At 54.4% G+C, this 21,762-nt stretch carries 21 protein-coding genes; 10 read left to right on the forward strand and 11 right to left on the reverse strand.

Annotation, left to right across the window (positions count from 1 at the left end):
• Positions 1-8 precede the first annotated feature (8 nt).
• Positions 9-803: a class II aldolase/adducin family protein gene (locus QU606_RS16260; RefSeq protein ID WP_024074890.1), complete on the forward strand. Its 795-nt coding sequence runs from the start codon at positions 9-11 to the stop codon at positions 801-803.
• A gap of 162 nt (positions 804-965) precedes the next feature.
• On the opposite strand, the gene QU606_RS16265 is transcribed toward QU606_RS16260, so the two are convergent.
• Positions 966-2,042 (reverse strand): LLM class flavin-dependent oxidoreductase, encoded by a 1,077-nt coding sequence (locus QU606_RS16265; protein WP_168233562.1) that lies wholly within the window; start codon positions 2,040-2,042, stop codon positions 966-968.
• 258 nt (positions 2,043-2,300) lie between these two features.
• Here QU606_RS16265 and QU606_RS16270 point away from each other — a divergent pair, with 258 nt between their 5' ends.
• On the forward strand, positions 2,301-2,921 hold the full coding sequence (locus QU606_RS16270) for a hypothetical protein (RefSeq protein ID WP_370531101.1): 621 nt from the start codon (positions 2,301-2,303) through the stop codon (positions 2,919-2,921).
• On the opposite strand, the gene QU606_RS16275 is transcribed toward QU606_RS16270, so the two are convergent.
• The 10 genes from QU606_RS16275 to QU606_RS16320 all read right to left on the reverse strand — a co-directional run bounded on the left by QU606_RS16275 (position 2,873) and on the right by QU606_RS16320 (position 14,116).
• Positions 2,873-3,205 carry a hypothetical protein gene (locus tag QU606_RS16275; protein ID WP_024074893.1) on the reverse strand — a complete coding sequence of 111 codons (333 nt, stop codon included), beginning with the start codon at positions 3,203-3,205 and terminating at the stop codon, positions 2,873-2,875. The two genes, QU606_RS16270 and QU606_RS16275, sit on opposite strands and share 49 nt — an antisense overlap.
• The gene (locus QU606_RS16280; protein ID WP_024074894.1) at positions 3,202-3,510 is read right to left on the reverse strand and encodes a hypothetical protein; all 309 of its coding nucleotides are present in this window, start codon (positions 3,508-3,510) and stop codon (positions 3,202-3,204) included. The genes QU606_RS16275 and QU606_RS16280 overlap by 4 nt, the downstream gene beginning before the upstream one ends.
• 178 nt (positions 3,511-3,688) lie before the next feature.
• Positions 3,689-4,831, reverse strand: a complete 1,143-nt coding sequence (locus QU606_RS16285) for an acyltransferase (RefSeq protein WP_304998592.1) — start codon at positions 4,829-4,831, stop codon at positions 3,689-3,691.
• A 239-nt stretch (positions 4,832-5,070) separates the two neighbouring features.
• A complete protein-coding gene (locus tag QU606_RS16290; protein WP_024074896.1) occupies positions 5,071-6,219 on the reverse strand; it encodes a glycosyltransferase family 4 protein in 1,149 nt (382 codons plus the stop codon).
• A gap of 17 nt (positions 6,220-6,236) precedes the next feature.
• The gene (locus QU606_RS16295) at positions 6,237-7,019 is read right to left on the reverse strand and encodes a glycosyltransferase family 2 protein (RefSeq protein ID WP_024074897.1); all 783 of its coding nucleotides are present in this window, start codon (positions 7,017-7,019) and stop codon (positions 6,237-6,239) included.
• On the reverse strand, positions 7,016-8,326 hold the full coding sequence (locus tag QU606_RS16300) for a hypothetical protein (RefSeq protein WP_304998593.1): 1,311 nt from the start codon (positions 8,324-8,326) through the stop codon (positions 7,016-7,018). The genes QU606_RS16295 and QU606_RS16300 overlap by 4 nt, the downstream gene beginning before the upstream one ends.
• Positions 8,327-8,479: 153 nt before the next feature.
• Positions 8,480-9,718, reverse strand: a complete 1,239-nt coding sequence (locus QU606_RS16305; RefSeq protein ID WP_024074899.1) for a hypothetical protein — start codon at positions 9,716-9,718, stop codon at positions 8,480-8,482.
• A gap of 170 nt (positions 9,719-9,888) precedes the next feature.
• Positions 9,889-11,211, reverse strand: coding sequence for a UDP-glucose/GDP-mannose dehydrogenase family protein (locus tag QU606_RS16310; protein ID WP_024074900.1), 1,323 nt, complete (start codon positions 11,209-11,211; stop codon positions 9,889-9,891).
• A gap of 196 nt (positions 11,212-11,407) precedes the next feature.
• Positions 11,408-13,633 carry a polysaccharide biosynthesis tyrosine autokinase gene (locus QU606_RS16315; protein WP_102624864.1) on the reverse strand — a complete coding sequence of 742 codons (2,226 nt, stop codon included), beginning with the start codon at positions 13,631-13,633 and terminating at the stop codon, positions 11,408-11,410.
• Between the two features lie 42 nt (positions 13,634-13,675).
• Positions 13,676-14,116: a low molecular weight protein-tyrosine-phosphatase gene (locus QU606_RS16320; RefSeq protein ID WP_024074902.1), complete on the reverse strand. Its 441-nt coding sequence runs from the start codon at positions 14,114-14,116 to the stop codon at positions 13,676-13,678.
• A gap of 358 nt (positions 14,117-14,474) precedes the next feature.
• Here QU606_RS16320 and rfaH point away from each other — a divergent pair, with 358 nt between their 5' ends.
• The 8 genes from rfaH (at position 14,475) to QU606_RS16360 (ending at position 21,744) form a co-directional block, all read left to right on the forward strand.
• Complete coding sequence (gene rfaH, locus QU606_RS16325) at positions 14,475-15,008, forward strand: transcription/translation regulatory transformer protein RfaH (protein ID WP_304998625.1); 534 nt, start codon at positions 14,475-14,477, stop codon at positions 15,006-15,008.
• 249 nt (positions 15,009-15,257) lie between these two features.
• Entirely contained in the window at positions 15,258-16,403 is a 1,146-nt protein-coding gene (locus QU606_RS16330) for a glycosyltransferase (protein ID WP_041161166.1), read from the forward strand.
• A complete protein-coding gene (locus tag QU606_RS16335) occupies positions 16,400-16,969 on the forward strand; it encodes an acetyltransferase (RefSeq protein WP_041160909.1) in 570 nt (189 codons plus the stop codon). The genes QU606_RS16330 and QU606_RS16335 overlap by 4 nt, the downstream gene beginning before the upstream one ends.
• Positions 16,966-17,901 (forward strand): glycosyltransferase family 2 protein, encoded by a 936-nt coding sequence (locus tag QU606_RS16340; protein WP_024074906.1) that lies wholly within the window; start codon positions 16,966-16,968, stop codon positions 17,899-17,901. Before QU606_RS16335 ends, QU606_RS16340 begins: the two co-directional genes overlap by 4 nt.
• A gap of 69 nt (positions 17,902-17,970) precedes the next feature.
• The gene (gene gmd, locus QU606_RS16345; protein ID WP_024074907.1) at positions 17,971-19,092 is read left to right on the forward strand and encodes a GDP-mannose 4,6-dehydratase; all 1,122 of its coding nucleotides are present in this window, start codon (positions 17,971-17,973) and stop codon (positions 19,090-19,092) included.
• Between the two features lie 2 nt (positions 19,093-19,094).
• On the forward strand, positions 19,095-20,072 hold the full coding sequence (locus QU606_RS16350; RefSeq protein WP_102624863.1) for a GDP-L-fucose synthase: 978 nt from the start codon (positions 19,095-19,097) through the stop codon (positions 20,070-20,072).
• Entirely contained in the window at positions 20,072-21,280 is a 1,209-nt protein-coding gene (locus tag QU606_RS16355) for a glycosyltransferase WbuB (protein ID WP_304998594.1), read from the forward strand. The genes QU606_RS16350 and QU606_RS16355 overlap by 1 nt, the downstream gene beginning before the upstream one ends.
• Positions 21,281-21,285: 5 nt before the next feature.
• Positions 21,286-21,744, forward strand: coding sequence for a GDP-mannose mannosyl hydrolase (locus QU606_RS16360; RefSeq protein ID WP_041161167.1), 459 nt, complete (start codon positions 21,286-21,288; stop codon positions 21,742-21,744).
• Positions 21,745-21,762 lie beyond the last annotated feature (18 nt).

Below are 21,762 nucleotides of genomic sequence, written 5' to 3' on the forward strand. Positions count from 1 at the left end.
GTTTTGCCATGAGCAGCGTCACCCCGATTTCCAGCGTTTCCAACCATGTTCGCCAGCGTGTCACTCCCGAAGAATGGGACGTGCGCGTCAAACTGGCCGCCGCTTACCGGCTGGCGGCCGTGTATAAGTGGACCGACCACATCTACACCCACTTCTCCGCCCGTGTACCGGGGCCGCACGAGCACTTCCTGATCAACGCCTTCGGGCTATTGTTCGATGAAATCAGTGCCTCCAACCTGGTCAAGGTCGACCTCGACGGTACCATCGTCGACGACCCTACCGGCTTGGGCATCAACTACGCCGGCTACGTGATCCACAGTGCCATCCACGGCGCACGCCATGACCTGCACGCTGTGTTGCATACCCACACCCGCGACGGCATTGCGGTGTCGGCGCAGAAGGACGGCCTGTTGCCGATCTCTCAGCACTCCATCGGCTTCTCGGGGCGGGTGGCCTACCACGGTTATGAAGGCGTGGCCCTCGACCTCGACGAACGTGAGCGCCTGGTGGCCGACCTGGGCGACAAGAGCGTGATGATCCTGCGTAACCATGGGCTGCTGACCGCGGGTGTCAGCGTTGAACATGCGTTTCAACAGCTGCAACAGCTGGAGCGCGCGTGCAATATCCAGGTCGCGGCGCAGGCAGCGGGGAATGCGGAGTTGATCTTCCCGCCAGCTGAAGTGGTGGCGAAGGTCGAGCAACAGGCCAAGGCGTTTGCCAGCGGCGAGGGGCCGGGTGTGGCGCGGCATTGGAATGCGCTGATTCGGCAGTTGGAGCGCAACGATACCGACTATAAGAACTGATCCGGAGCCTGGTGAAGATCAAAGTGTGGGAGGGGCGGTGCGACGATTCGACTTGCCCCCGATGGCGGTGTATCAGTCAGCTCATCTGTTACTGACCCACTGCTATCGGGGGGCAAGTCGAATCGTCGCACCGCCCCTCCCACCTTGGTTTTGTAGTGGTTGTCAGGCGACTTTCTGCTCGCGTTCAGCAATCAGCTGGCGGGTGAGGGGGATCAACCGCTTGCCATAGTCGATCGCATCGTTGAGCGGATCAAACCCACGAATCAGGAAGGTGGTGATGCCGAGGTCGTAATAATCTACCAAGGCCTCCGCAACTTGCTCAGCGGTGCCCACCAACGAGGTGGAGTTACCTTGTGCCCCCAGCAACCCAGCAATCCCGGTCCACAAACGCTTATCCAGTCGCGCCCCCTGCGCCGCCGCCGCGAGCAAGCGGCGTGAACCTTCGTTTGGCGGTTCACGCCGCACAAAACCGTTCTTCTGCGCCAGCGCCGTCGCCTGCTGCAAGATGCTCTCGGCCCGCGCCCACGCCAGTTCCTCGGTCTCGGCGAGGATCGGCCGCAACGACAGGCTGAAGCGAATCGTGCGCCCGTGCCTGGCCGCTTCAGCCCGCACCTGGGTCACGATTTCGCGCACTTGCTCATAGGTCTCGCCCCACAGCGCGTACACATCGGCATGCTTGCCTGCCACTTCAATCGCGGCCTTGGAGGAGCCGCCAAAGTACAGTGGGATATGCGGCTGTTGCGGTGACTTCACCGCAGAGTGCGCGCCCTCCACCTGGTAGTAAGTGCCGGCGAAGTCGAAGGGCTGTTCGCTGGTCCATTCCTGGCGCACCACGCTCAGGTATTCGTCCGTACGCGCGTAGCGTTCGTCCTTGCCGAGATGGCTGCCGTCGGCGCGCAGTTCGCGGTCGTCACCCCCGGTGATGATATGCACGGCGGTACGCCCGCCGTTGAACACATCCAGGGTGGCGAACTGGCGCGCAGCCAGGGTCGGTTGGGCAAAGCCGGGGCGGTGGGCAATCAGGAATTGCAGTTTTTTCGTCACGCTGGCCGCATGGGAGGCGATCAGCGTGCTGTCCGGGCTGTTGGAGTGGAAGGCCACCAGGGCGCGGTCGAAGCCGGCCTCTTCGTGAGCCCGGGCCACGGTCTCCACGTAGTCCGGTTGCAGGGTCGGGCCGCTGCGCGGGTGGATCTCGGATGCGTGATGGCCACCGATATAGCCGATGAATTCAATGCTCATGGTCTGTCCTTGTCGAGTACGGGGTTAACACCTCCACCGGGCAGGGGGTCGGTTATGCTCATACACGGTAGGGCCAGCCAAAGCCTGTGTAAAATGCCGTTTGGTTCTATTCTAATTATTAAAATATAGAATCATAGTTTAGTTGTTTGATCAGTAAATTGCATTTTGTGCGTAAGGCTGACGTTAGATAACGTTGTATTTTGCCCAGGGCTAAGGTCTGATGGGCGCCGAAAACGGCACCTCGAAGGTTGAGCATTGATGCGGGCAGAACTTGCGCAATATGGCGGTATCACCGTCATGATTCCGGCCGCGGTGGTGATTGCTGTCTGGTTAAGGTATTCCTCCCCTTGGGCGCTTCGGGCGTGGGTCATGACGGTCGGTGTGACTTATTCGATTGTGGCGGCTAGTAAGTTAATGTTCAAAGGGTGGGGTTTATCTTTCCAGCACGTGGACATTGCAGTAATAAGCGGCCATGCCATGAACACCTGTTTAATGGTGACGGTGGCAACAAGTATGTTGGCGCGCCAGTTCAATTTGGCGTGGCGCTGGCCGGCGGCGTGTGTGGCGCTCACGCTAAGTATCGGGTTCAGTGCTTATTGTGTCGCTCCCTATATACACCCACTGAATGAAGCCCTGGCCGGTGCCGCACTGGGCGCCGTCGCCGCGATTGCCTTTCTCTGGCGTATTGATACCGCCAACGTCAAGGTATCCCCCTCGTTCATGAGCGGTGGGCTGGTGTTTTTGCTGGCCTGTGCGCTGGTGCCCAAATATAACGCGGAGTTGCTGCTCAACCGCGTTGCCGTGAGCCTTTCAGGGGCCGAACAAGCCCATCAGGAACCGGCCTGGCGTCTGGGCGCCGCGCGTGGCAAGGCCGAATAGGTCGCCAGGTCCAGGGCGCGGTTGCTCTCCACCATCAGTTCCAGCAGCACCGTTTGCGCATTGAACTGCCGCATATCGCCCCGACGTTGTGCACCCTGCATCTGCTTGAGCAGCGCATGGGTGATTTGCTGGGGTGAGCTGCCTTGCAACTGGTCCAGCCAGTAGCCTATTGCCCGGGTGTTCTGCTGGTACTGAGCGCCGACTGCTGGCTCCACAAGCCCTTCGAAAATGCCCGTGAGTTTTCTCAGGGCATGGCTACGGCGCAGGTCCTCCCACAGGTTCATGGCCGCTCCTCGGTGCCGGAGATATTAGCCAGCAACTCATCGGTCTTGACCTGCATGAACTGGCTGTCGCCACGGCTTTCCACGCACAGGCACACCGACAGTGCATCACTGACCTGCAGCTTGAAACGCCAGTCGGCGAAAACCATGGACAGCCCGGCGCCGGAGTCATCGCTGTCCAGGGAGTGGTCGGCGTACAGCACCTGCATGCGTTCGAGGACACGGGTCGAGTTATTCACCTCGATATGTATATTCCCTGAAGAAGGAAATAGGCCGATGCGCTCTACCAATAACTTTGGACTTTTCATGAGGGTACTCCGTTGCGTTGTTCAATAAGCCCAGGCTCCACCGAAAGGGCCCAGAGCATGAGTAATCGCTGATCATGAAGGGGTGGCCAATAGTTGTTTGGGGCACGTCAGCAGCCAATTTTGCTGTCGCGCCCAACTTGCAGGAAGGTCCATACAGCCAGTCAATAAACTGATCGCATCAGGGGAGTGCTGTGAGCTTTTTATCCCTTACAAAGATAAATGGCTTTTCTATCGCGGAAAAAGTCAAAACGGAAACAGCTGAGACCAGCGCAAGTACAATCGGTAATGATGCGATATATTGAAGTGCGCTGCCCTTCTCGAAGGAAAATACGTTAAATACTGAAAACAGCATATAAAGAATCAGTCCGTGAATCAGGTAGATACTATAGCTCACTTCGCCCAGGGTCTTGAGCCCCTTGCTTTCCAGTACACCAAAGAGAGTATTGCCAAGGGCAATCATGATGAAGGGGATACCCAGTAGCAGCATCTGGAAAATAGAATATCCTTGGTCAATAAACATCCCAGAGGCGATAAAAGCTAAAACCACAACAGACGCCGTCCTCGATTTGGCAAACGACGAAAACGCCGGAAAATTTATATTTATGATTGCGGGAATAAAACCAATAAAGAATAGCAGGGCTAATTTAGGAACTACCAAGCCGAGGTAAATGCCTGGGATCGCCACTATCATTACCGTTACTGATAAGGCGAGATATTTGCCGTACCAGCGCCTATTGAAAATAGCAGCCACTGCGGGAAGAGATAAATAAAAAAGCCATTCATATCGGAGTGTCCAATGCGCGCCGGATGTCATATGAACGCTGTCTGGCGACCCATTAAAAGACGAACCGACAAAAAGCCCCCAGCTCACCAGGCCTTTTATGAGTCCCTTGGTGTCGGCATCAAAAACAAAACCGGTTTTCATAAGACTAATGACAAAGACCATGAGGACGACAAATATATAAAGTGGCATCACTCTTTGAATTCTTGACCTCAGTAGAAGGTTCCACTGCGGATTTTTTTGGTATATTTTTCCAAAAAATAGAAAGCCGGTTATCATGAAGAAAAGCGAAACTGGCACCACCCCCATATTATTTAAAATGGCACTTTGTGGACGCTCCCAAACCCCACTGACCTTCCAGTGGTAGGTCACAACAAAATGATGACAAACCACAGACGTGGCCAGCAGTCCGCGAAGGGCATCAATGGGCGAAGACCTCAAGAAGGTATGCTCGGTCAAGAGGTTGAGACGCGCAAAGGACACGCTTAAAAAAAGCAGGGAAATACTATATGCAGTAACGATCAAAAAAGCATTGTTCATACTGTCTGCTCGATCATTAATGGGTCTTGATCGTGTGCCCAATTTCACGAGGCGAAACGATGCACTTATAGTCGGTGGATGTGGCGACGATACGCATAGTCCTGATCGCCGGCGACGGTTTTAATTCGACAAAAACTAACAGGCTGGATTGAGTTTTTATCACGTGTTGGTTGAGGTTTTTAGCCCGTTATTACCTGGCGGAACGTTAAGAGTCCTCGACTGAGGAGAGAGGGGGGCCACTAACTGCATTTGTCATGTTTCTGGTAAAAAGCCTGCGGTCGAGCACCGTGACCGTCACTCCATGAAATCACCTGCATGAGATATTCAGCACCCGCATACGCTGAGAGAATGTTCACTGCCGTTGTAGTGCGTAGCGTTCTCTTGGCAGGTTTTAGTTCGCCTGTGTCTCTTAGCTGTTCAATGGCATCGGCAATCGCAGTAGGGTTATTGGGTGGAACGCAGCGACCAAAGAGACTTCGGTCCAGGACTATCGAGGCGCCGACGGTTGTGGTGGCCACAACGGCGACCCCGCACATGAGGGCTTCGCTGACAACAACACCCCACCCGTCATCGGACGTGGTAGAGGCTAATATCAGGACATCGATCTGACGGAAAAAACAATTAATTTCGCTCATGGGCAATACGCCCCGGAATGTCGCTTCGACGCCGGCTGAAATACAGTGGGCTTTCATTGCTTCTGCTTCGGGGCCGCCACCGGCAATATCGAACGTTACGCGGCCGTTCAATTGTGCCAGCGCGTCCACCACATCAAATATACCTTTTGACTTCACCAAACGTCCCAAGTAGCCGATGCGGAGTTTTTCGGTAGGCGGCGGTATATGGGACTTCACGATCGGAGGGGATATGAAGTAAGCAAATGGAATGACTTTTTCCGCAGGATAGCCAATCGATGTAAACCACGGTGGTCCATTACGACCGATGGCCAGGATGAACGCAGCGTGGCGACGGTGATAGCGTTCCTCGCCCCAGGACTGCAGCCACCGCAATGCACCAGACCAGCCTGAGGCGACGCGTGGTTCAGACATAATGGCATAGCGCGCTTTATTGGCTTTAATGGATGTCAGTCCTTTGAGGATCGTTGGAACCCACCTTATCCCTGAAAAGATGTGCAGCGAACTTGAAACGGACTCTGCCACTAACGATTCGATAGTTTGGAGATTGGGGGCAACGAGTGTTGTGTAGCCTATTGGGTCAGGAACACTCCAGCCGAGCGCGCGACGACTCTCAGAGAGTTCTTTATCGGCACAGCAAATCAACTCCAGTTGAGGGTTCAAGCGTGCCAGTGCCGTGAAGAAATCTGCCTTGTGCGGGGACAGTGACGGCTCCCAGATAACCAGTCTTCGAAGGGCGGGGGAATCGGTATGCATATCAAGTTATCCTGCAACTATCGGAGTCGGGCTATACGTCGTATCAGCCATGAAGGCTCAAGAAGCCATTTGCGCAGCCTTGCCAGAATCGCAATGTAACGGTCTCGTTCGGACCGTGGCCGTTTGAGCGCTGAGCGGAAAAGACGATCAGCGTCCCTCGCATACAATTCATTCAGGCGCCCGCTCCCAGTGATGGAGGCGTCATGCAAGCGAAAAATAGCCAAGTCTTCACCCATGGTGTTGAAACTGGCGCCTGCCAGGGCCATCTCTAAAAACAGTTCGCCATCCCAGCATGTACGATTTTCGGTATTGAAGCCGCCTACCTTTCTAAACCATTCGCTACGAAAAAAAGTGCCTTGTTGAAAGACTGAAACTGCGCCATACGCGTATCGCCAAGCCGTAAATTTCGATGGCGTAATTGATTTTATAAACGCGCCAGAGGCATCAACAAAGTAACCACAACCAGAAATAACGCTGGTTTGAGTGTTTGTCCGGAAAGCTTCAGCGACTTTTTCCAACGCCTCAGGAAGCAACTCATCGTCGGAGTTGATAAAGCCGAAAATATCGCCAGTGGCGCGTGAAAATCCTTTGTTAAGGCCGTCGGCGGCGCCAGTATCTTTTTCGAAAACCTTAATTAATCGATCCCCATACGACTCGATTATTTCTCGACTACCGTCAGTGCTGCCAGGGTCAACGACAATATATTCGAGGTCGTTGAAATGTTGTGACAGGACTGAGTCTATGCATTTTTTTAGATAGTCAGCCTGGTTAAATGAAATGGTGACAATTGAGATTTTCAATGTGGTTTTCCGTGCTTTGACAGGTGTCTTGAGTAGCAGTAGAGCGCAGCAATGAATATGACTGTACTCCACCGTGCACTCGCACCAAAGGGTGAGAACATAATATTCCAGAACAACTCTATGATGCCGTTATAGAAATAAAATCCGAGAAATCTGAAGTTTTTAATAAACTCGATTAATAACCAGCGACTCATGACTATCCAGAAAAGACCACCGCCAACGCCAGCCCAGACCAGTCCACCCATGAGGTAGGAATGAACCGGTATGAGATCCGTGTTGTAGTTTGCTTCGTCTTTTTCCGAATAGCCCAATGCAAATTTAAGCGCGGTCAGTTTGTCCTGATAACCCCCTGTGTCTTTTGCCCATGAGCCATGCCCCAATAAGGGTTTGTCGAGGAAAGCACCCACAGACACAAGCATTTCACTGCGCCCCCCGAGCAGAGCGCCATATTCACCACTGGCCTGAATCTGAAATTTCTTCGCCGACTCTTCGGGCAGTTTATCCAGGAACCAGTCTGATGAAAAAATCGAGGTAAAGACGGCATTGATTAATAGAAGGAATGCAAAAATAAAAAAAAGCATTTTAGTCGCGGCAAATGATCCTTTCATACTGTTGAGGGCTGCTGCAAGACGTTTTCGACTGAGCAGTGTATAAGCGGTGACCGCGAGAAGTGGAAAAATGGCCATGCTGCGTGAATCGTTAAAAAAACTGAAGATTGAAAAAATCGATATCAACAGGATGAGATGGGCATTTTTTTTCCGCGCAATGAAAAAAGTGTAAATCGTGGCAAAGAGTGCGATGACCAGTTGCCCTATCCCCCATTTCCAAGCATTGCCCAGGAAGTACTCACTGGGAAATAAAATAAATTGAGGGATAGCGCCGAGATAGGCACCGATTAAAAAAGATGGCATGCGCCGGATGTCACGATCAAAATATGTCGATAAGGCCACGAACGTACACAGAAAGATAACGGGCGCGCCAATACCTTTAACCGAGTCTACGGTTTCGGATTGATTGACTTGATCGGAAATAAATTGGCAAATGGTCCAAATCATACCGAATACAACAAGTGTGCCAATACCCTTTCCCAGCTTAAGCCGGCCCAGGTTCAACGCCAGATAAATGAGCGCAAGGATCTCTCCTGCATAAATCTCACCGCCGAAGGACAATTTCTGGCTGGAGAAAAAACCGATGAATAATGGCGTCAAACGGAGTGCCATTTTCAGTCGAGATCTGTTCAGGTCGATAGTTTTTTTAAGCGAAGGTAGCACCGTGGGTCGACCTGGTAGAGGATAAAGATCGGGCATGCGAATAGTCCCAGTCACAATAAGGTGGCGCGGTAGTTGCGCGAGGCTGTCCATTGAAAAAGGTGTCGTGAGTTTGTTTACGCTCACTATCTAATAAATAAGCCGACGAGCGTTGATCCACTTTAGAGAAGCCCGATCGCGATTTTTTATTAGCTAAGGACAGGTTGTCTGCAAATTTTTCGGGAGCGTCAGTTTGATGTGGCTTCTGAGAAGGCTTCCTCCGACCACCAGCCTGAGTACCTGGCAAGCATTCAATGACCAGATCATTCCGACTAATCCCAGTGTAGAGGTGGCTAATACTTTTGCCGTGAATAAAATGAATAAGTACACGATGTAGAGCTGTACCTGCTGCTTGATGACACCCGCACCGTTTAATACCATCGACTGTACAGTGCCTATGCACGTGAGTACTGCGAACACCGCCATGCCGGTCAGCACGGGGGAAGGAAGTGTCAGGTTTTGGTGGGTCCACACGTTGACCAGTCGTTCCCCGAAGAGCAAAAGAACCAAGCTGATGATGAACGCCAGCGTCCCTGTAAGGTAATAAGCCCAGCGGGTGATCTTTAGAATCCAGGCGCCATTCCCTTCCGCTTTTGCGTTGGCAATTTCTGGCCAGAGGGGAAATAGCGCAATGGAGACGAGGGCGGGTACATAGGTATACAGCCGGGTGTACACGTCCAGCGAGGGGACGATGTCGATGCCGATCAAACTGCCGGCCAGTAAGGTATTTATGCCTACTTCCGCGTACGGAACGACCTGCAGAATCAAAAATGACAGCCCCGTTATCAAGTAAGGTTTTAAAAGGGTGTGGTCATAATATTTAAATCGAGGCACCAACAGTTTCATGCTGCTTCTACGAAATACCACCAGCACTGAAACCCAGCCAATGATCACCGGTACGCCAATCACCCCGAAGACGAGCAGTGACAAGTTTGCGGCTCCGCTCTCTACCACAGCCCATACAAACAGCAGGGACAGCAGGCGTCCACTGGTGGTCCAGGCATTAGCCTCCGTCGTACGGTGACGTGCGAACAAAATCCGTTGGATGAGCCCTGATGGCAAACCCACGAAGACGCAGGCGGAACCCAACAACATCGCCTGATAGCGTGCAATGTCAGCGATGGGCGCGTAGTGGTAGACCCACAGTGCTAACCCGCCCGTCACGATCAGGGCCACGCATGCAATCGTCAGTAATGTAAACCAGACCACCGAAACCGCTTTGCGTGAGCCTTCGGACACTGAATCTTTGCTCTCTCCCGCAAGGGTGTTGACAATGGCCAAGCCAATACCAAAGTCTGCGTAGGCGGACAGTACTGATAACGATATCGCCATTGACAGAAATGCATAATCAACCACGCTCAGCGCGTTAATAGTGAGCGGGATAAGAGCCATTACAATCAACAGATTAAATAATCGGGCGGCCGCGGACCCAAAAATATTCTTGACCAGCCTTCGAAGTCGATTATCTAGACGCACAGCATAAGATCTCTGGTTTGGGTGGGGCAGGGGGCTTGTGTCAATGGTGAATTCGATCGTTCGAGGGGGCTGTAGGCCTGATTTACTTATCGCCCGATGGAGTAATGAGTGATGCCTTTCTTTTTCATTCGTGCGGGCTCATACAAGTTACGACCATCGAAAATCACGGGCTGGTGGAGCTGCTGTTTGATGAACTCGAAGTCCGGTGCTTTGAACGCTGGCCAGTCGGTAACAATCACCAGTGCCTCTGCATCTTTCAGTGCCGTTTCCTTGGTGCCACACAAATTCAGATCGTCACGGACGCCATAGATACGCTGGGTTTCTTCCATGGCTTCCGGATCGTAGACACTAACCTTGGCTCCCGCGTCCCATAGCGCTTCAATAAGTACTCGGCTGGGGGCCTCACGCATATCATCAGTGTTGGGCTTGAAACTCAGGCCCCAGACAGCGAATGTCTTACCCACCAGATCACCCGAAAAATGCTTATGGATTTGTTTGAACTGGAGGGTTTTTTGTTCATTATTCCGGTGTTCAACTGCTTTCAAGATGCTGGCATCGAAATTGACGCTGCTGGCTGTGCGAATCAGCGCTTGTACATCTTTCGGAAAGCACGATCCGCCGTAACCGACACCAGGGTAGATGAAGTGGTAGCCGATACGGGGATCAGCACCTATGCCTTGGCGAACCATCTCGATGTCCGCGCCGAGCATCGCCGCAAGGTTAGCCATTTCGTTCATAAAGCTAATTTTGGTGGCAAGCATGCAATTGGCCGCGTATTTCGTGAGTTCGGCACTCCGTACATCCATGACAATAATTTTTTCATGGTTGCGGTTGAACGGTGCATACAGTTCACGTATGACCTCCTCGGCATATGCACTGTCAGTGCCGATGACAATGCGGTCAGGGCGCATACAGTCTGCGACTGCGGAGCCTTCCTTGAGAAACTCGGGATTTGACACGACCTCGAATGTCAGTTCTTCACGTCCTCGCTGAGCAAGGACTTCCACGATACGCCTATTGACCTTGTCGGCCGTTCCTACGGGCACGGTGGATTTGTCAATGATTGTCTTATGGCTTTCCATGTACTGGGCGATTGTTTCGGCGACGCCGAGCACGTACTTCAAATCGGCCGATCCATCTTCATCCGGTGGCGTCCCAACGGCAATAAACTGCACATCACCATGTTTCACGGCTGAGGCTGCATCTGTGGTGAAAGTGAGACGACCCGCTGCGTAATTTTCTTTTACCAAGGTTTCCAAGCCCGGCTCGTAGATCGGTACGTGCCCCTGCTTGAGTTGTTGGACCTTATCAGCATCAATATCAACGCAGACGACCTCGTGACCGACTTCGGCCAGGACCGCGCCTTGGACCAACCCTACGTAACCAATGCCGAAAACGGTGACTTTCATGTCGATTCTCTATGGAAGTATTTAAGTGCGAAAAGTTAATGTGTTTGGCACGCTACCGCCCCAGGATGTTCTGCTAGTCCCTGAGAGCGATATCGATTGATTAGTTAATTGCATCCAAGCCGATAGAGGCTCAGTAGGCGCTTACTGAATACACGGTGAAACTGGAAAAATAGAATCACCTGCAGTGGGTGGCGCTTTAAGCCTTGTCGGACTTATAGTCATAGTGATAGTAGCCGTAGTTTGAATAACCATAAGCTGCCGACGCTCGTCTTTCAACTCCGTTAAAGATGGCACCTTTCAGGTGTATGCCATTTTGAGAGAAACGACGCATAGTCAATTCAATTTCACGGGCCGGGCTCATGCCAAAGCGCGTAACAATCAAGCTGGTACCGGCCTGGCGTCCAACAATGGCGGCGTCTGTCACTGCCAATAGTGGCGGTGTATCAAGAATTACGAGGTCGTAAAGGGCACTGACTTGATCTAACAACTCACTGAAGTTGAAGTGCATCAACAGTTCCGACGGATTGGGAGGGATTTGCCCTCGTCCGATGATATCGAAGTTTTCGATATCCGTTTTGTGTATGGCGGTGATGAGATCACAGCGTTTAACCAGCAAGTCGGACAGCCCATTTTCTGCCGGCGTTCCCAACACTTTATGCAAATAGCCTTTTCGCATATCCACATCGATCAACAAGACCCTCTGCCCTGACTGCGCGATCACCGCGGCGAGGTTTGCCGAGACAAACGTTTTCCCCACCAGCGGGCTGGGACCGGAGATCATCAAACGGTTGTTAGGTGCTTCCAGCATTGCAAAGTGCAGGCTGGTGCGCAGACTGCGCAGCGCTTCAATCGCCAGGTCGGTAGGATGAGACAGGGTGAGCAAAGCGGCAGCCTTGTAAAGGCCCTGACCTCGATGGGTCTTTGCTTCCTCGGATTCCTGCAACACGCTGTAGGGAATAGAGGCATACACTGGCAAGCCTAATTGCTCGATCGCATCCGGGTTTTCCAACCCTTTGTTCAATGTTTTTCGAAATAACACCAGGGCCACAGCGAAGAAACCGCCGAATAGGGTAGCGCCCAGTACGATCAAGAATTTCTTGGGTTTGACGGGCTTCTGAATATTCACATCCGCAGTATCGATCAAGCGCACGTTTCCGACGGTGCCCGCCCGCATGACGTCAAGTTCCTGGGATTTATTCAACAGCTGTGTGTAGACCTCAGTGCCAACCTCAACATCGCGAGTGAGGCTGAGTAATTCCTGCTGGGTGGCGGGTAGGCTGGTAACTTTTCTCTCCAGCATCTTTTGTTTTTCGGTCAACTCACCGATCTGCGTCAAAAGAGCGCGGTAAGCGGGGTGTTCAGGGGTAAACTTTCTATCCATCTCCGCTTGCTGGAGTTTCATGTTGGATATGTTGGTATCCAAATTGACCATCTGCTCAAGGATCGACTTGGTTTCCAGACTGATGTCCACGGACTTGTTACGTGTCTGGTATTGGTTCAGCGCATTCCCGGCTTTCTCCAGATCTTTTTTGATCTCTGGGAGCTTTTCTCTCAAAAAGTCCAGGCTTTGAGCAGCCTCTGCCGAGGTGCGTTGCACGTTTTGGCGTACATAAAGCTCAGCAATGGTATTTAGTATCTTTACCGATTTTCTCGCGTCTTTACTTTCCAGTGAAAGATTGAGAATGCCTGATTCTTTCCCGCGTTCAAGCACATCCAAGGCGTCTTGATATTCCAAAATGCTGTTCAGACGAGGGTTGCGGACAACGCTGAACTTCGTTCCTGGATTCGCGCGCAGTTCATCAATTTGAAGTTTAATCCCCCGCTGATTGACTGCTTGCCCCCTCTCGCCCTCCACCAACAGATTGCCGTCTTCGTCGAGCAGTACGTAATCCCCACTGTCGCCGGCGACGAGGGTCAGTTTTTTACCGAGTAGACTTTCCGGCAGGTTGAGTTGAGACACCTTAAGAGACTCTCCGCCCCACGCGAAGCTGTTCATACCCAGCCACGGGCTGGCGACCTCGCCCTGAGCCGTCCCTTTGAAACGGCGAGAAATGAACTCACCTACCACAGGGAAGTAGTTCGGCACGATGACAATATCAAGTTGTAGTTTATCGACCGTCTCGCCAATAATTGCACGCGACCTGATCAGTTCGATCTCGGTGGTAGAAGGAGATTCTTTACCCAGCATACTGCTGACATCCGAGAACCCGAGCAAGTCATTCTTTTTGGACTCAACTTGAACCAGCGCATTCGCCTGATAGATGGGCGAGGCCAACAGCGCATACGCAATGCCCACGATCATAAAGATCACGGTAATTGCCATAATCAACCATTTGTGATCTATCATCGTTCCGAACATGCCGAGAAGATCAATCTCGTCATCGTCATAATCCTGCGCATTCACTACGGTTGACTGTTGCATAAGTTAGTTTATCGGCCCTGATGACTATGTGGTGAATGACACTCAGCGTGCGAGACGCTGTGCCCATGCCTGTACGGCTTCTTCTATCAACGTATAAGCATGTACAAAAGCAGGTTTCCCTTGACGGTAGGGGTCTCTGATTTCGCGGTTGTCTTGCCATTTACCCAGCAAGAAGACTTTTCCCCGTGCTTCGGGGGCGATGTTCAAAACACCCTTGATATGGCCTTGCTCCATTACCAGGATAATGTCCGACCCACATACCGATTCTGAGGTCAGTTGACTGGCTTTGTGCGCAGTGGGCACGTAGCCGTGTTCCTCAAGGACCATTCGCGCAGTAGGCTCGATAGGGTTATCGTCCAGGGCGGCGAGGCCAGCCGAGCTAACTTCGATGTCGGAGCGAGCGAGGGCTTCACGTAACAAAACTTCTGCAGTAGGACTGCGACATATGTTGCCGATGCAGACGACCAGAATTTTTTTAAACACGGCAACCTCCTTGGCGCGTAGACAAGTGCTCAGGTGAACTAACCCATTCGAGAATGCTGAGGGGTATTGTAAGGTTTAAGCGTCAGTTGAATAATTTGCTTAGAGGGATTCACGTTGAGAAGCTTAACGTTGAATGCGCCGTAACAGCAACCCTAAATATCACCTGTGTACTTAATGCCATATTGTTCGAAGTTCGCCAGCTTTTAAAGTTCGACAAAAAATAACACTTCAGTTTCCAACTGACAAAAAATAACATTCATGGCTTTTTTGGGCGTCGCTCGGTATAAAGTGAGTTAGTTGTTTTTGACGTTAGTGTGCAGGAAGTCCGTTAACCTTGCTTAGTTGGAGGCTGAAAGTGTTGGCACATGACGCGACAAGCATTCCGATTATCCAGAGTGAGGACGGTGGTTCCACTGCCTGGTATTTGGTCCAATGCAAGGCGAATCAGGATGAGCGAGCTGAAAATAATCTGATCGAACAAGGCTATACCTGTTTTCGTCCCACGCATCGGCGTGAGCGGATTCTAAAAGGGCAACGAAGGGTGGTTTGTGAATCTCTCTTTCCCAGCTATTTATTTATCCAAGTCAGTTCAAACGACAATTGGGGGCCTCTGCGTTCGACCCGTGGAGTATTACGAGTTGTGGCATTTGGTGGTAAGCCGCTGCCGGTCCGTGATGTGTTGATTGCGCAGCTTTACGAGCGCAATAGCGATGCTCCCGTAGCGGCATGCCTTACTCCCGGGGAAACAGTGCGTATTAATGAAGGCCCCTTTGCCGAGTTGAAGGCGATCTTTCTGACAATGGAGGGAAGTGAGAGGGTTGTTTTGCTGATGAATTTCCTGCTAGGAGAGCAGGTATTCAGTTTGCCGCTGGCGGGCGTTAGCAGGCTTTAACTATTCACTAATAGTTAATAATCACCTGGCGTGCCAACACGGCACTCTTTGATGTGGCGCGGTGGCAGGAAAGCGTATTCAGTGCGGTCCCTGAGATAACAGTGGGTTGTTTGTCAGTGTGCGAATTTCATATTGCCGACTTTATTCAAGGCAGGGCCAATACCTGATCGTCAGGCGTGAACGCCGTCTACCTGGATCTTGCTACTTGTAAGAAGACCTGAATCTATTCAACGGATGAGCGGACAGCACTTGAAGTTATTAAGAATCATCTCTTCGGTTAAACCGGAAAATGGCGGTCCTATTAATGCCGCTCGGGAAATTGACAAGGTCCTCGTTCAGGACGGGCATCGTGTTGATGTATTGACGCTGGATGCGGATTTCGCTGTCGACTATCCGGGAACGGTGCACTTCATGGGGCCGAGCCGATTTGGCTACGGTTTGAACGCAAACATTCGGCAGTGGCTTGAACAGCACGCACGGCACTATGACTTTTTCATCATCAATGGACTATGGCAGTACCACGGTTTCGTCGCTCGCCAGGTGCTGAACAAGTTGGGCCGACCCTACATTGTGTATACCCACGGGATGCTTGATCCCTGGTTTAAGCACGCTTATCCACTCAAGCATTTGAAGAAATGGTTGTATTGGCCGTGGGGTGAGTACCGGGTGCTGAGGGATGCGAAGCGCGTGGTATTTACCAGTGAAGAAGAGAAAATCCGTGCGCGTGAGTCGTTCTGGTTATACCGGGCTAATGAAACGATAACGGCTTACGGTACCGCCAGCCCGCCGTCGGACGATGCACGATTGGCTCAGGCTTTCGTCAATGACCACCCGGAGTTGAAGGGCAAACGGGTGATCCTGTTCTTGAGTCGTATCCATGAAAAGAAAGGTTGCGACCAACTGCTGCAGGCATTTGCCCAGGTCGCAGGGCAAGATGAGCGTTTGCATCTGGTCATGGCCGGCCCTGATCAAGGGGGCTGGGTACAGGCGTTGAAGACCCAAGCCTTGGACTTGGGAGTGGCTCATCGAGTGACGTGGCCTGGCATGTTGCAGGGGGAGGCAAAGTGGGGGGCGTTCTATGCGGCCGAGGTATTTTGCCTGCCTTCACATCAGGAAAATTTCGGCGTAGTCGTGGCGGAGGCGCTGGCCTGTGGCAAACCGGTGCTGATCAGTAACAAGGTCAATATCTGGCGTGAAATCGAAAAGGACGCCGTAGGGTTTGTCAGCGAAGACACTGCTGCTGGCGCCGTGCAAAACCTGCAACGCTGGTTGCGACTCGACTTGCCCGGCTACGGTCAAATGTCCGGGCGAGCCCAAGCGTGCTTCGCCGAGCGCTTTCATATTCGACGTGGGGCTCAGCGTCTGTTGGAGATCGTGCGGGAGTGCCTCCCATGATTCTTCAAGGCAATGACCCCCATCACTCGCCCTCGTTTTCGTTCGTGCACAGGGTGCGTCGCCAACTCTGGAATATGGTGTACGTGTTGCTGTTTCGGCCCAGTCCGCGCCCGTTTCATGCCTGGAGAGCCTTCTTACTGAGACTGTTCGGCGCACGCCTGGGCAAAGGTGTACATGTTTATCCGCGCGCGAAAGTGTGGGCACCCTGGAATCTTGAACTCGGTGATCATGTTGGTATTGCCGATGGCACCAATCTTTACAACATGGCCATGATTTCCATCGGACGCTACAGCGTCATTTCCCAGGGCGCTCATTTGTGCGGCGGTTCTCACGACTACAACAGTCGAAACTTTCAGTTGTACGCAAAGCCCATTGTGCTGGGGGAGCATGTGTGGGTGTGCGCCGACGCGTTCGTCACCCTTGGAGTCTGTATTGCCGATGGCGTGGTAGTGGGCGCCCGCACCCTGGTGATCAAGAGCATTGCGCAGCCGTGGACCGTCCACGCCGGGCATCCCGCCCGGCAAATCGGCCACCGCACACAACACTTGCACGAGGTGATGCCATGACGCGTGAAACCATCACCGTAATCATCCTCACCTATAACGAAAGCCTTCACATCGCCCGAGCCATCGAGTCGGCGCGTGCCTTCAGCGATGAAGTGCTGGTGGTGGATTCGTTCTCCAGCGACGACACCTGTGACATCGCCCGGCTCCACGGTGCGCTAGTGGTGCAGCATGCGTTCGTCAACCAGGCCAAGCAGTTCCAGTGGGCATTGGACCATTTGCCGATCACCGGCAACTGGACGATGCGTCTGGACGCCGACGAGATCATCGAGGCGGACCTGGCCGCCGCCATCAATACCCGGCTGCCCACACTGACCAGTGACATCACCGGCATCAACTTCAAGCGCAAGCATATTTTCATGGGGCGCTGGGTGCGTCATGGCGGCCGCTATCCGTTGAAGATGCTGCGGTTGTGGCGTACCGGGAAAGGCCGTATCGAAGACCGTTGGATGGACGAGCACATCTCGGTGGCCGAGGGCCGCACCATCACGCTGGAAGGCGGTTTTGCCGACCACAATTTGCATGACTTGACCTTCTTCACCCACAAGCACAACGGCTATGCCACCCGTGAAGCGATTGAAGTGCTGAATGCACGGCTGGGGCTGTTTGAAATACGTGACGACTTGCATGCCGGGCAGAGTTCGTTCCAGGCCAGGGCGAAGCGCCTTGTGAAAAACCGCCTATATAACCGCGTGCCATTCACCCTGAGTTCTACCGCGTATTTCCTGTGGCGCTACATCATCCAGCTGGGGTTTCTCGATGGCCGCAGTGGTCTGGTCTATCACCTGCTCCAGGGCTATTGGTACCGCTTTCTGGTGGGCGCCAAAGTGCTCGAACTGGAAACCGCGATTGCGCACTTAAACGATAAGGAAGCCATTGTCCGGGAACTATCAAAGTTGACCGGACATAACTTGAACCTGCCCACACCGAAGTAACTGAGCGTTTTTAACAAACACCCAAGTCTGGGTGTCGGCCTTCGCTCGCCTATCAATTGGGAGACAGACATGAATAAAGTCGCGCTTATCACCGGGATCACCGGTCAGGATGGCTCGTACCTGGCAGAACTGCTGCTGGAAAAAGGCTATACCGTGCACGGCCTCAAGCGACGTTCTTCGTCGTTCAATACCCAGCGCATCGATCATATTTACCAGGACCCGCAGGCCCTGCGTAAGAACCTGATCCTGCACTATGGCGACCTGGCGGATTCGTCGAACCTGACGCGCATCATCCAGCAGATCCAGCCCGACGAAATCTACAACCTCGGCGCCCAATCCCACGTGGCGGTGAGCTTCGATTCGCCGGAATACACCGCCGATGTGGATGCCCTGGGTGCCTTGCGCATCCTTGAGGCGATCCGCCTGTTGGGCCTGGAAAAGAAGACCCGCTTCTACCAGGCGTCCACCTCCGAGCTGTACGGGCTGGTGCAGGAAACCCCGCAAAAGGAAACCACGCCGTTCTACCCGCGCTCGCCCTATGCGGTCGCTAAGCTCTACGCCTACTGGATCACCGTGAATTTCCGCGAGGCTTACGGGCTGTATGCCTGCAACGGCATCCTGTTCAACCACGAGTCGCCGCGGCGCGGCGAAACCTTCGTGACCCGCAAGATCACCCGCGCCCTGAGCAACATCGCCCTGGGCCTGGAACAATGCCTGTACATGGGCAACATGGATGCACTGCGCGACTGGGGCCACGCCAAGGACTACGTGCGCATGCAGTGGATGATGCTGCAACAGGAACACCCCGAGGATTTTGTGATCGCCACCGGGGTGCAGTATTCGGTGCGCGACTTTATTCGCTGGTCTGCGGCGGAACTGGGCCTGCATTTGCGCTTTGTTGGCGAGGGCGTGGAAGAGGTGGCGGTGGTCGAGCAGATCGACGGCGATCTGGCGCCGGGTATCCTGGTGGGCGATGTGATTGTGCGCGTCGACCCGCGTTACTTCCGCCCGGCGGAAGTCGAGACGCTGTTGGGCGACCCGTCCAAGGCCAAGCGCCTGCTCGGCTGGGTGCCGGAAATCAGCGCCCAGGAAATGTGCGCGGAGATGGTTCGCGAAGACCTCAAAATCGCCCAGCGCCACGCCTTGTTGCGCCTGCACGGGCATGACGCACCGATTGCAGTGGAGAACTGAGCATGGCACGTGACTTTGATGCGCGGATCTTCGTGGCCGGCCATCGCGGCATGGTCGGTTCGGCCATCGTGCGGCGCCTATGGGCCCTGGGCTACACGCAGTTGCTCACCGCCGGCCGTGACGAACTGGACCTGCTCGATCCGGCGGCGGTGCAGGCGTACTTCGCCAGGCACCGTGTGGACCAGGTGTACCTGGCGGCTGCCAAGGTCGGCGGGATTCACGCCAATGCGACGTACCCAGCCGATTTCATCTACCAGAACCTGATGATCCAGGCCAACGTGATCCACGCTGCCCACAGCCATGACGTGGAAAAGCTGTTGTTCCTTGGCTCGTCGTGCATCTACCCGGTGCATGCGCCGCAACCGATGATCGAAGCGGTGTTGCTGGACGGCGCGCTGGAACCCACCAACGAACCCTACGCGGTGGCCAAGATCGCCGGGATCAAGCTGTGCGAAAGCTACAACCGCCAGCATGGCCGCGATTACCGCAGCGTGATGCCCACCAACCTGTACGGGCCGGGCGACAACTACCATCCGCAGAACAGCCATGTGATCGCCGCCTTGCTGCGGCGCTTCCATGAGGCAACCCAGCGCGGCGATGAGGAAGTGGTGATCTGGGGCAGTGGCAAGCCGCGGCGCGAGTTCCTGCATGTGGATGATATGGCGGCGGCCAGCGTGCATGTGATGGAACTCAGCCAGGAACGTTACCGCGAGCAGACCCAGCCGATGTGTTCGCATTTGAACGTCGGCACCGGGGTGGATTGCACCATCGCCGAACTGGCCCAGGCGCTGGTGCGGGTCACCGGCTTCAAGGGGCAGTTACGCTTTGACGCCAGCAAGCCCGACGGCGCACCGCGCAAGCTGCTGGATGTGAGCCGGATCAACGCCCTCGGCTGGGAAGCCTATGTGCCGCTGGAGGAGGGCCTGCGTGACGCCTACAACGCCTACCTCGCGGCCCTTGAACAGCCTCGGGGCTACTGATGAAGATCCTCCTGTACGGCATCAACTACAGCCCGGAGCTCACCGGCATCGGCAAGTACAGCGGTGAACAGGCACGCTGGATGGCGGGCCAGGGGCATGACGTGCGGGTGGTGACGGCGCCGCCGTATTACCCGCTGTGGCAGGTGGGCGAGGGGTATTCGCCATGGCGCTTTCGCACCGAGCAGGATGAGGGTGTGAAGGTGATTCGTTGTCCGCTGTATGTACCGCGCCAGCCTCGTGCGCTGACGCGGTTGCTGCACCTGATGAGCTTTTCCGCCAGTTCTTTTCTTGCGGTCATGGGGCAGTTGCGCTGGAAACCGGACCTGGTGATCCTGGTAGTGCCCACCCTGTTTTGTGCGCCCCAGGCACTATTGTTGGCCAAGCTCAGTGGCGCGCGCTCGGTGCTGCACATCCAGGACTACGAGGTGGACGCGATGTTCGGCCTCGGCCTCGGTGGCGGCTCCCTTATGCGTCGCCTGGCGTTTGGGCTTGAACGCTGGCTGTTGCGGCGCTTTGACCGGGTCTCGACGATTTCCAGCGGCATGCTCGACAAGGCCCGGGGCAAAGGCGTGAGCAGCAAGCGCCTGCTGTTCTTTCCCAATTGGTCGGAAACCGCCCGCTTTCGCCAGGTGCACCACAGTCGTGGGCTGCTGCAACGCCTGGGTGTGGCGCCCGGCCAAAAGGTGTTGTTGTACTCCGGCAATATCGGCGAGAAGCAGGGCCTGGAATTGATCCTCGATGCAGCCCAGGCCCATGTCGATCGTCCGGAGCTGGTGTTCCTGATCGTCGGCCAGGGCACCGGCAAGGCGCGCTTGCTTGAGCGTGTGCAGCGTGATGGCCTGCGCAATGTGCTGTTTGCGCCGTTGCAGGCCTACGAGGATTTACCGGCGCTGCTGGCCTCGGCCGACGTGCACCTGGTGATCCAGAAGCGCGGGGTGGCGGACTCGGTGCTGCCTTCCAAGTTGACCAACATTCTGGCGGTGGGCGGCCACGCCATCATCACCGCCGACCCTGGCACCACCCTCGGCCGCCTGTGCGAGGAACACCCCGGCATTGCGGTGTTGACTGAACCGGAATCCGTCGCGGCGTTGAGCACAGGGATCGAGCGGGCACTGGCATTGCCCGCGCGCAACGAGGTGGCGCTGAACTACGCCAAGGAGTTCCTCGACAAGGAACGCATTCTGCAACGCTTTCTGGCACAGGTCTGATGGGTATGTGGCTTGATTTACCGACCTTCAATACGGTCGTGGCATCGACGCCGCTGGTGGCGATCGACCTGGTGGTAAGAAATACCCGTGGCGAGGCCCTGCTGGGCTTGCGCGTCAACCGGCCGGCCTACGGCTTCTGGTTCGTGCCCGGCGGGCGTATCCAGAAAAACGAAAACCTCGACAGCGCATTCCGGCGCATCACCTGCGACGAACTGGGGTACACCTTCGAGCGCGCTGAGGCGCGGCTGTTGGGGGTGTTCGAGCACTTCTACGACGACAGCGTGTTTGCCAACGCCGGGGCCGGGCCGGACACCCATTATGTGGTGCTCAGCTATTGCCTGGACCTGCCGGAAGGCCAGACCCTGCAGCCGCCCACGGAGCAACACCAGCATTACCGCTGGTGGTCCGAGGATGAACTGCGCATCAGCCTGCGGGTGCATGAACACACTCGCGCCTATTTCTGACTCTCTCTCCCGAGGACG

It is taken from the genome of Pseudomonas sp. OVF7 (assembly GCF_030644265.1).
GTDB classification, from domain to species: Bacteria; Pseudomonadota; Gammaproteobacteria; order Pseudomonadales; family Pseudomonadaceae; genus Aquipseudomonas; species Aquipseudomonas gorinensis.

Excerpts from the sequence above, each read along its gene's own strand:
- gmd (WP_024074907.1), top strand. The coding sequence starts at position 17,971 with ATGAATAAAGTCGCGCTTATCACCGGGATCACCGGTCAGGATGGCTCG.
- QU606_RS16300 (WP_304998593.1), bottom strand. The coding sequence starts at position 8,326 with ATGCCCGATCTTTATCCTCTACCAGGTCGACCCACGGTGCTACCTTCG.
- QU606_RS16290 (WP_024074896.1), bottom strand. The coding sequence starts at position 6,219 with ATGCATACCGATTCCCCCGCCCTTCGAAGACTGGTTATCTGGGAGCCG.
- QU606_RS16285 (WP_304998592.1), bottom strand. The coding sequence starts at position 4,831 with ATGAACAATGCTTTTTTGATCGTTACTGCATATAGTATTTCCCTGCTT.
- QU606_RS16305 (WP_024074899.1), bottom strand. The coding sequence starts at position 9,718 with ATGGCTCTTATCCCGCTCACTATTAACGCGCTGAGCGTGGTTGATTAT.
- QU606_RS16335 (WP_041160909.1), top strand. The coding sequence starts at position 16,400 with ATGATTCTTCAAGGCAATGACCCCCATCACTCGCCCTCGTTTTCGTTC.
- QU606_RS16260 (WP_024074890.1), top strand. The coding sequence starts at position 9 with ATGAGCAGCGTCACCCCGATTTCCAGCGTTTCCAACCATGTTCGCCAG.
- QU606_RS16270 (WP_370531101.1), top strand. The coding sequence starts at position 2,301 with ATGCGGGCAGAACTTGCGCAATATGGCGGTATCACCGTCATGATTCCG.
- QU606_RS16355 (WP_304998594.1), top strand. The coding sequence starts at position 20,072 with ATGAAGATCCTCCTGTACGGCATCAACTACAGCCCGGAGCTCACCGGC.
- QU606_RS16265 (WP_168233562.1), bottom strand. The coding sequence starts at position 2,042 with ATGAGCATTGAATTCATCGGCTATATCGGTGGCCATCACGCATCCGAG.
- QU606_RS16360 (WP_041161167.1), top strand. The coding sequence starts at position 21,286 with ATGTGGCTTGATTTACCGACCTTCAATACGGTCGTGGCATCGACGCCG.
- QU606_RS16275 (WP_024074893.1), bottom strand. The coding sequence starts at position 3,205 with ATGAACCTGTGGGAGGACCTGCGCCGTAGCCATGCCCTGAGAAAACTC.
- QU606_RS16315 (WP_102624864.1), bottom strand. The coding sequence starts at position 13,633 with ATGCAACAGTCAACCGTAGTGAATGCGCAGGATTATGACGATGACGAG.
- QU606_RS16310 (WP_024074900.1), bottom strand. The coding sequence starts at position 11,211 with ATGAAAGTCACCGTTTTCGGCATTGGTTACGTAGGGTTGGTCCAAGGC.
- QU606_RS16280 (WP_024074894.1), bottom strand. The coding sequence starts at position 3,510 with ATGAAAAGTCCAAAGTTATTGGTAGAGCGCATCGGCCTATTTCCTTCT.
- QU606_RS16340 (WP_024074906.1), top strand. The coding sequence starts at position 16,966 with ATGACGCGTGAAACCATCACCGTAATCATCCTCACCTATAACGAAAGC.
- QU606_RS16350 (WP_102624863.1), top strand. The coding sequence starts at position 19,095 with ATGGCACGTGACTTTGATGCGCGGATCTTCGTGGCCGGCCATCGCGGC.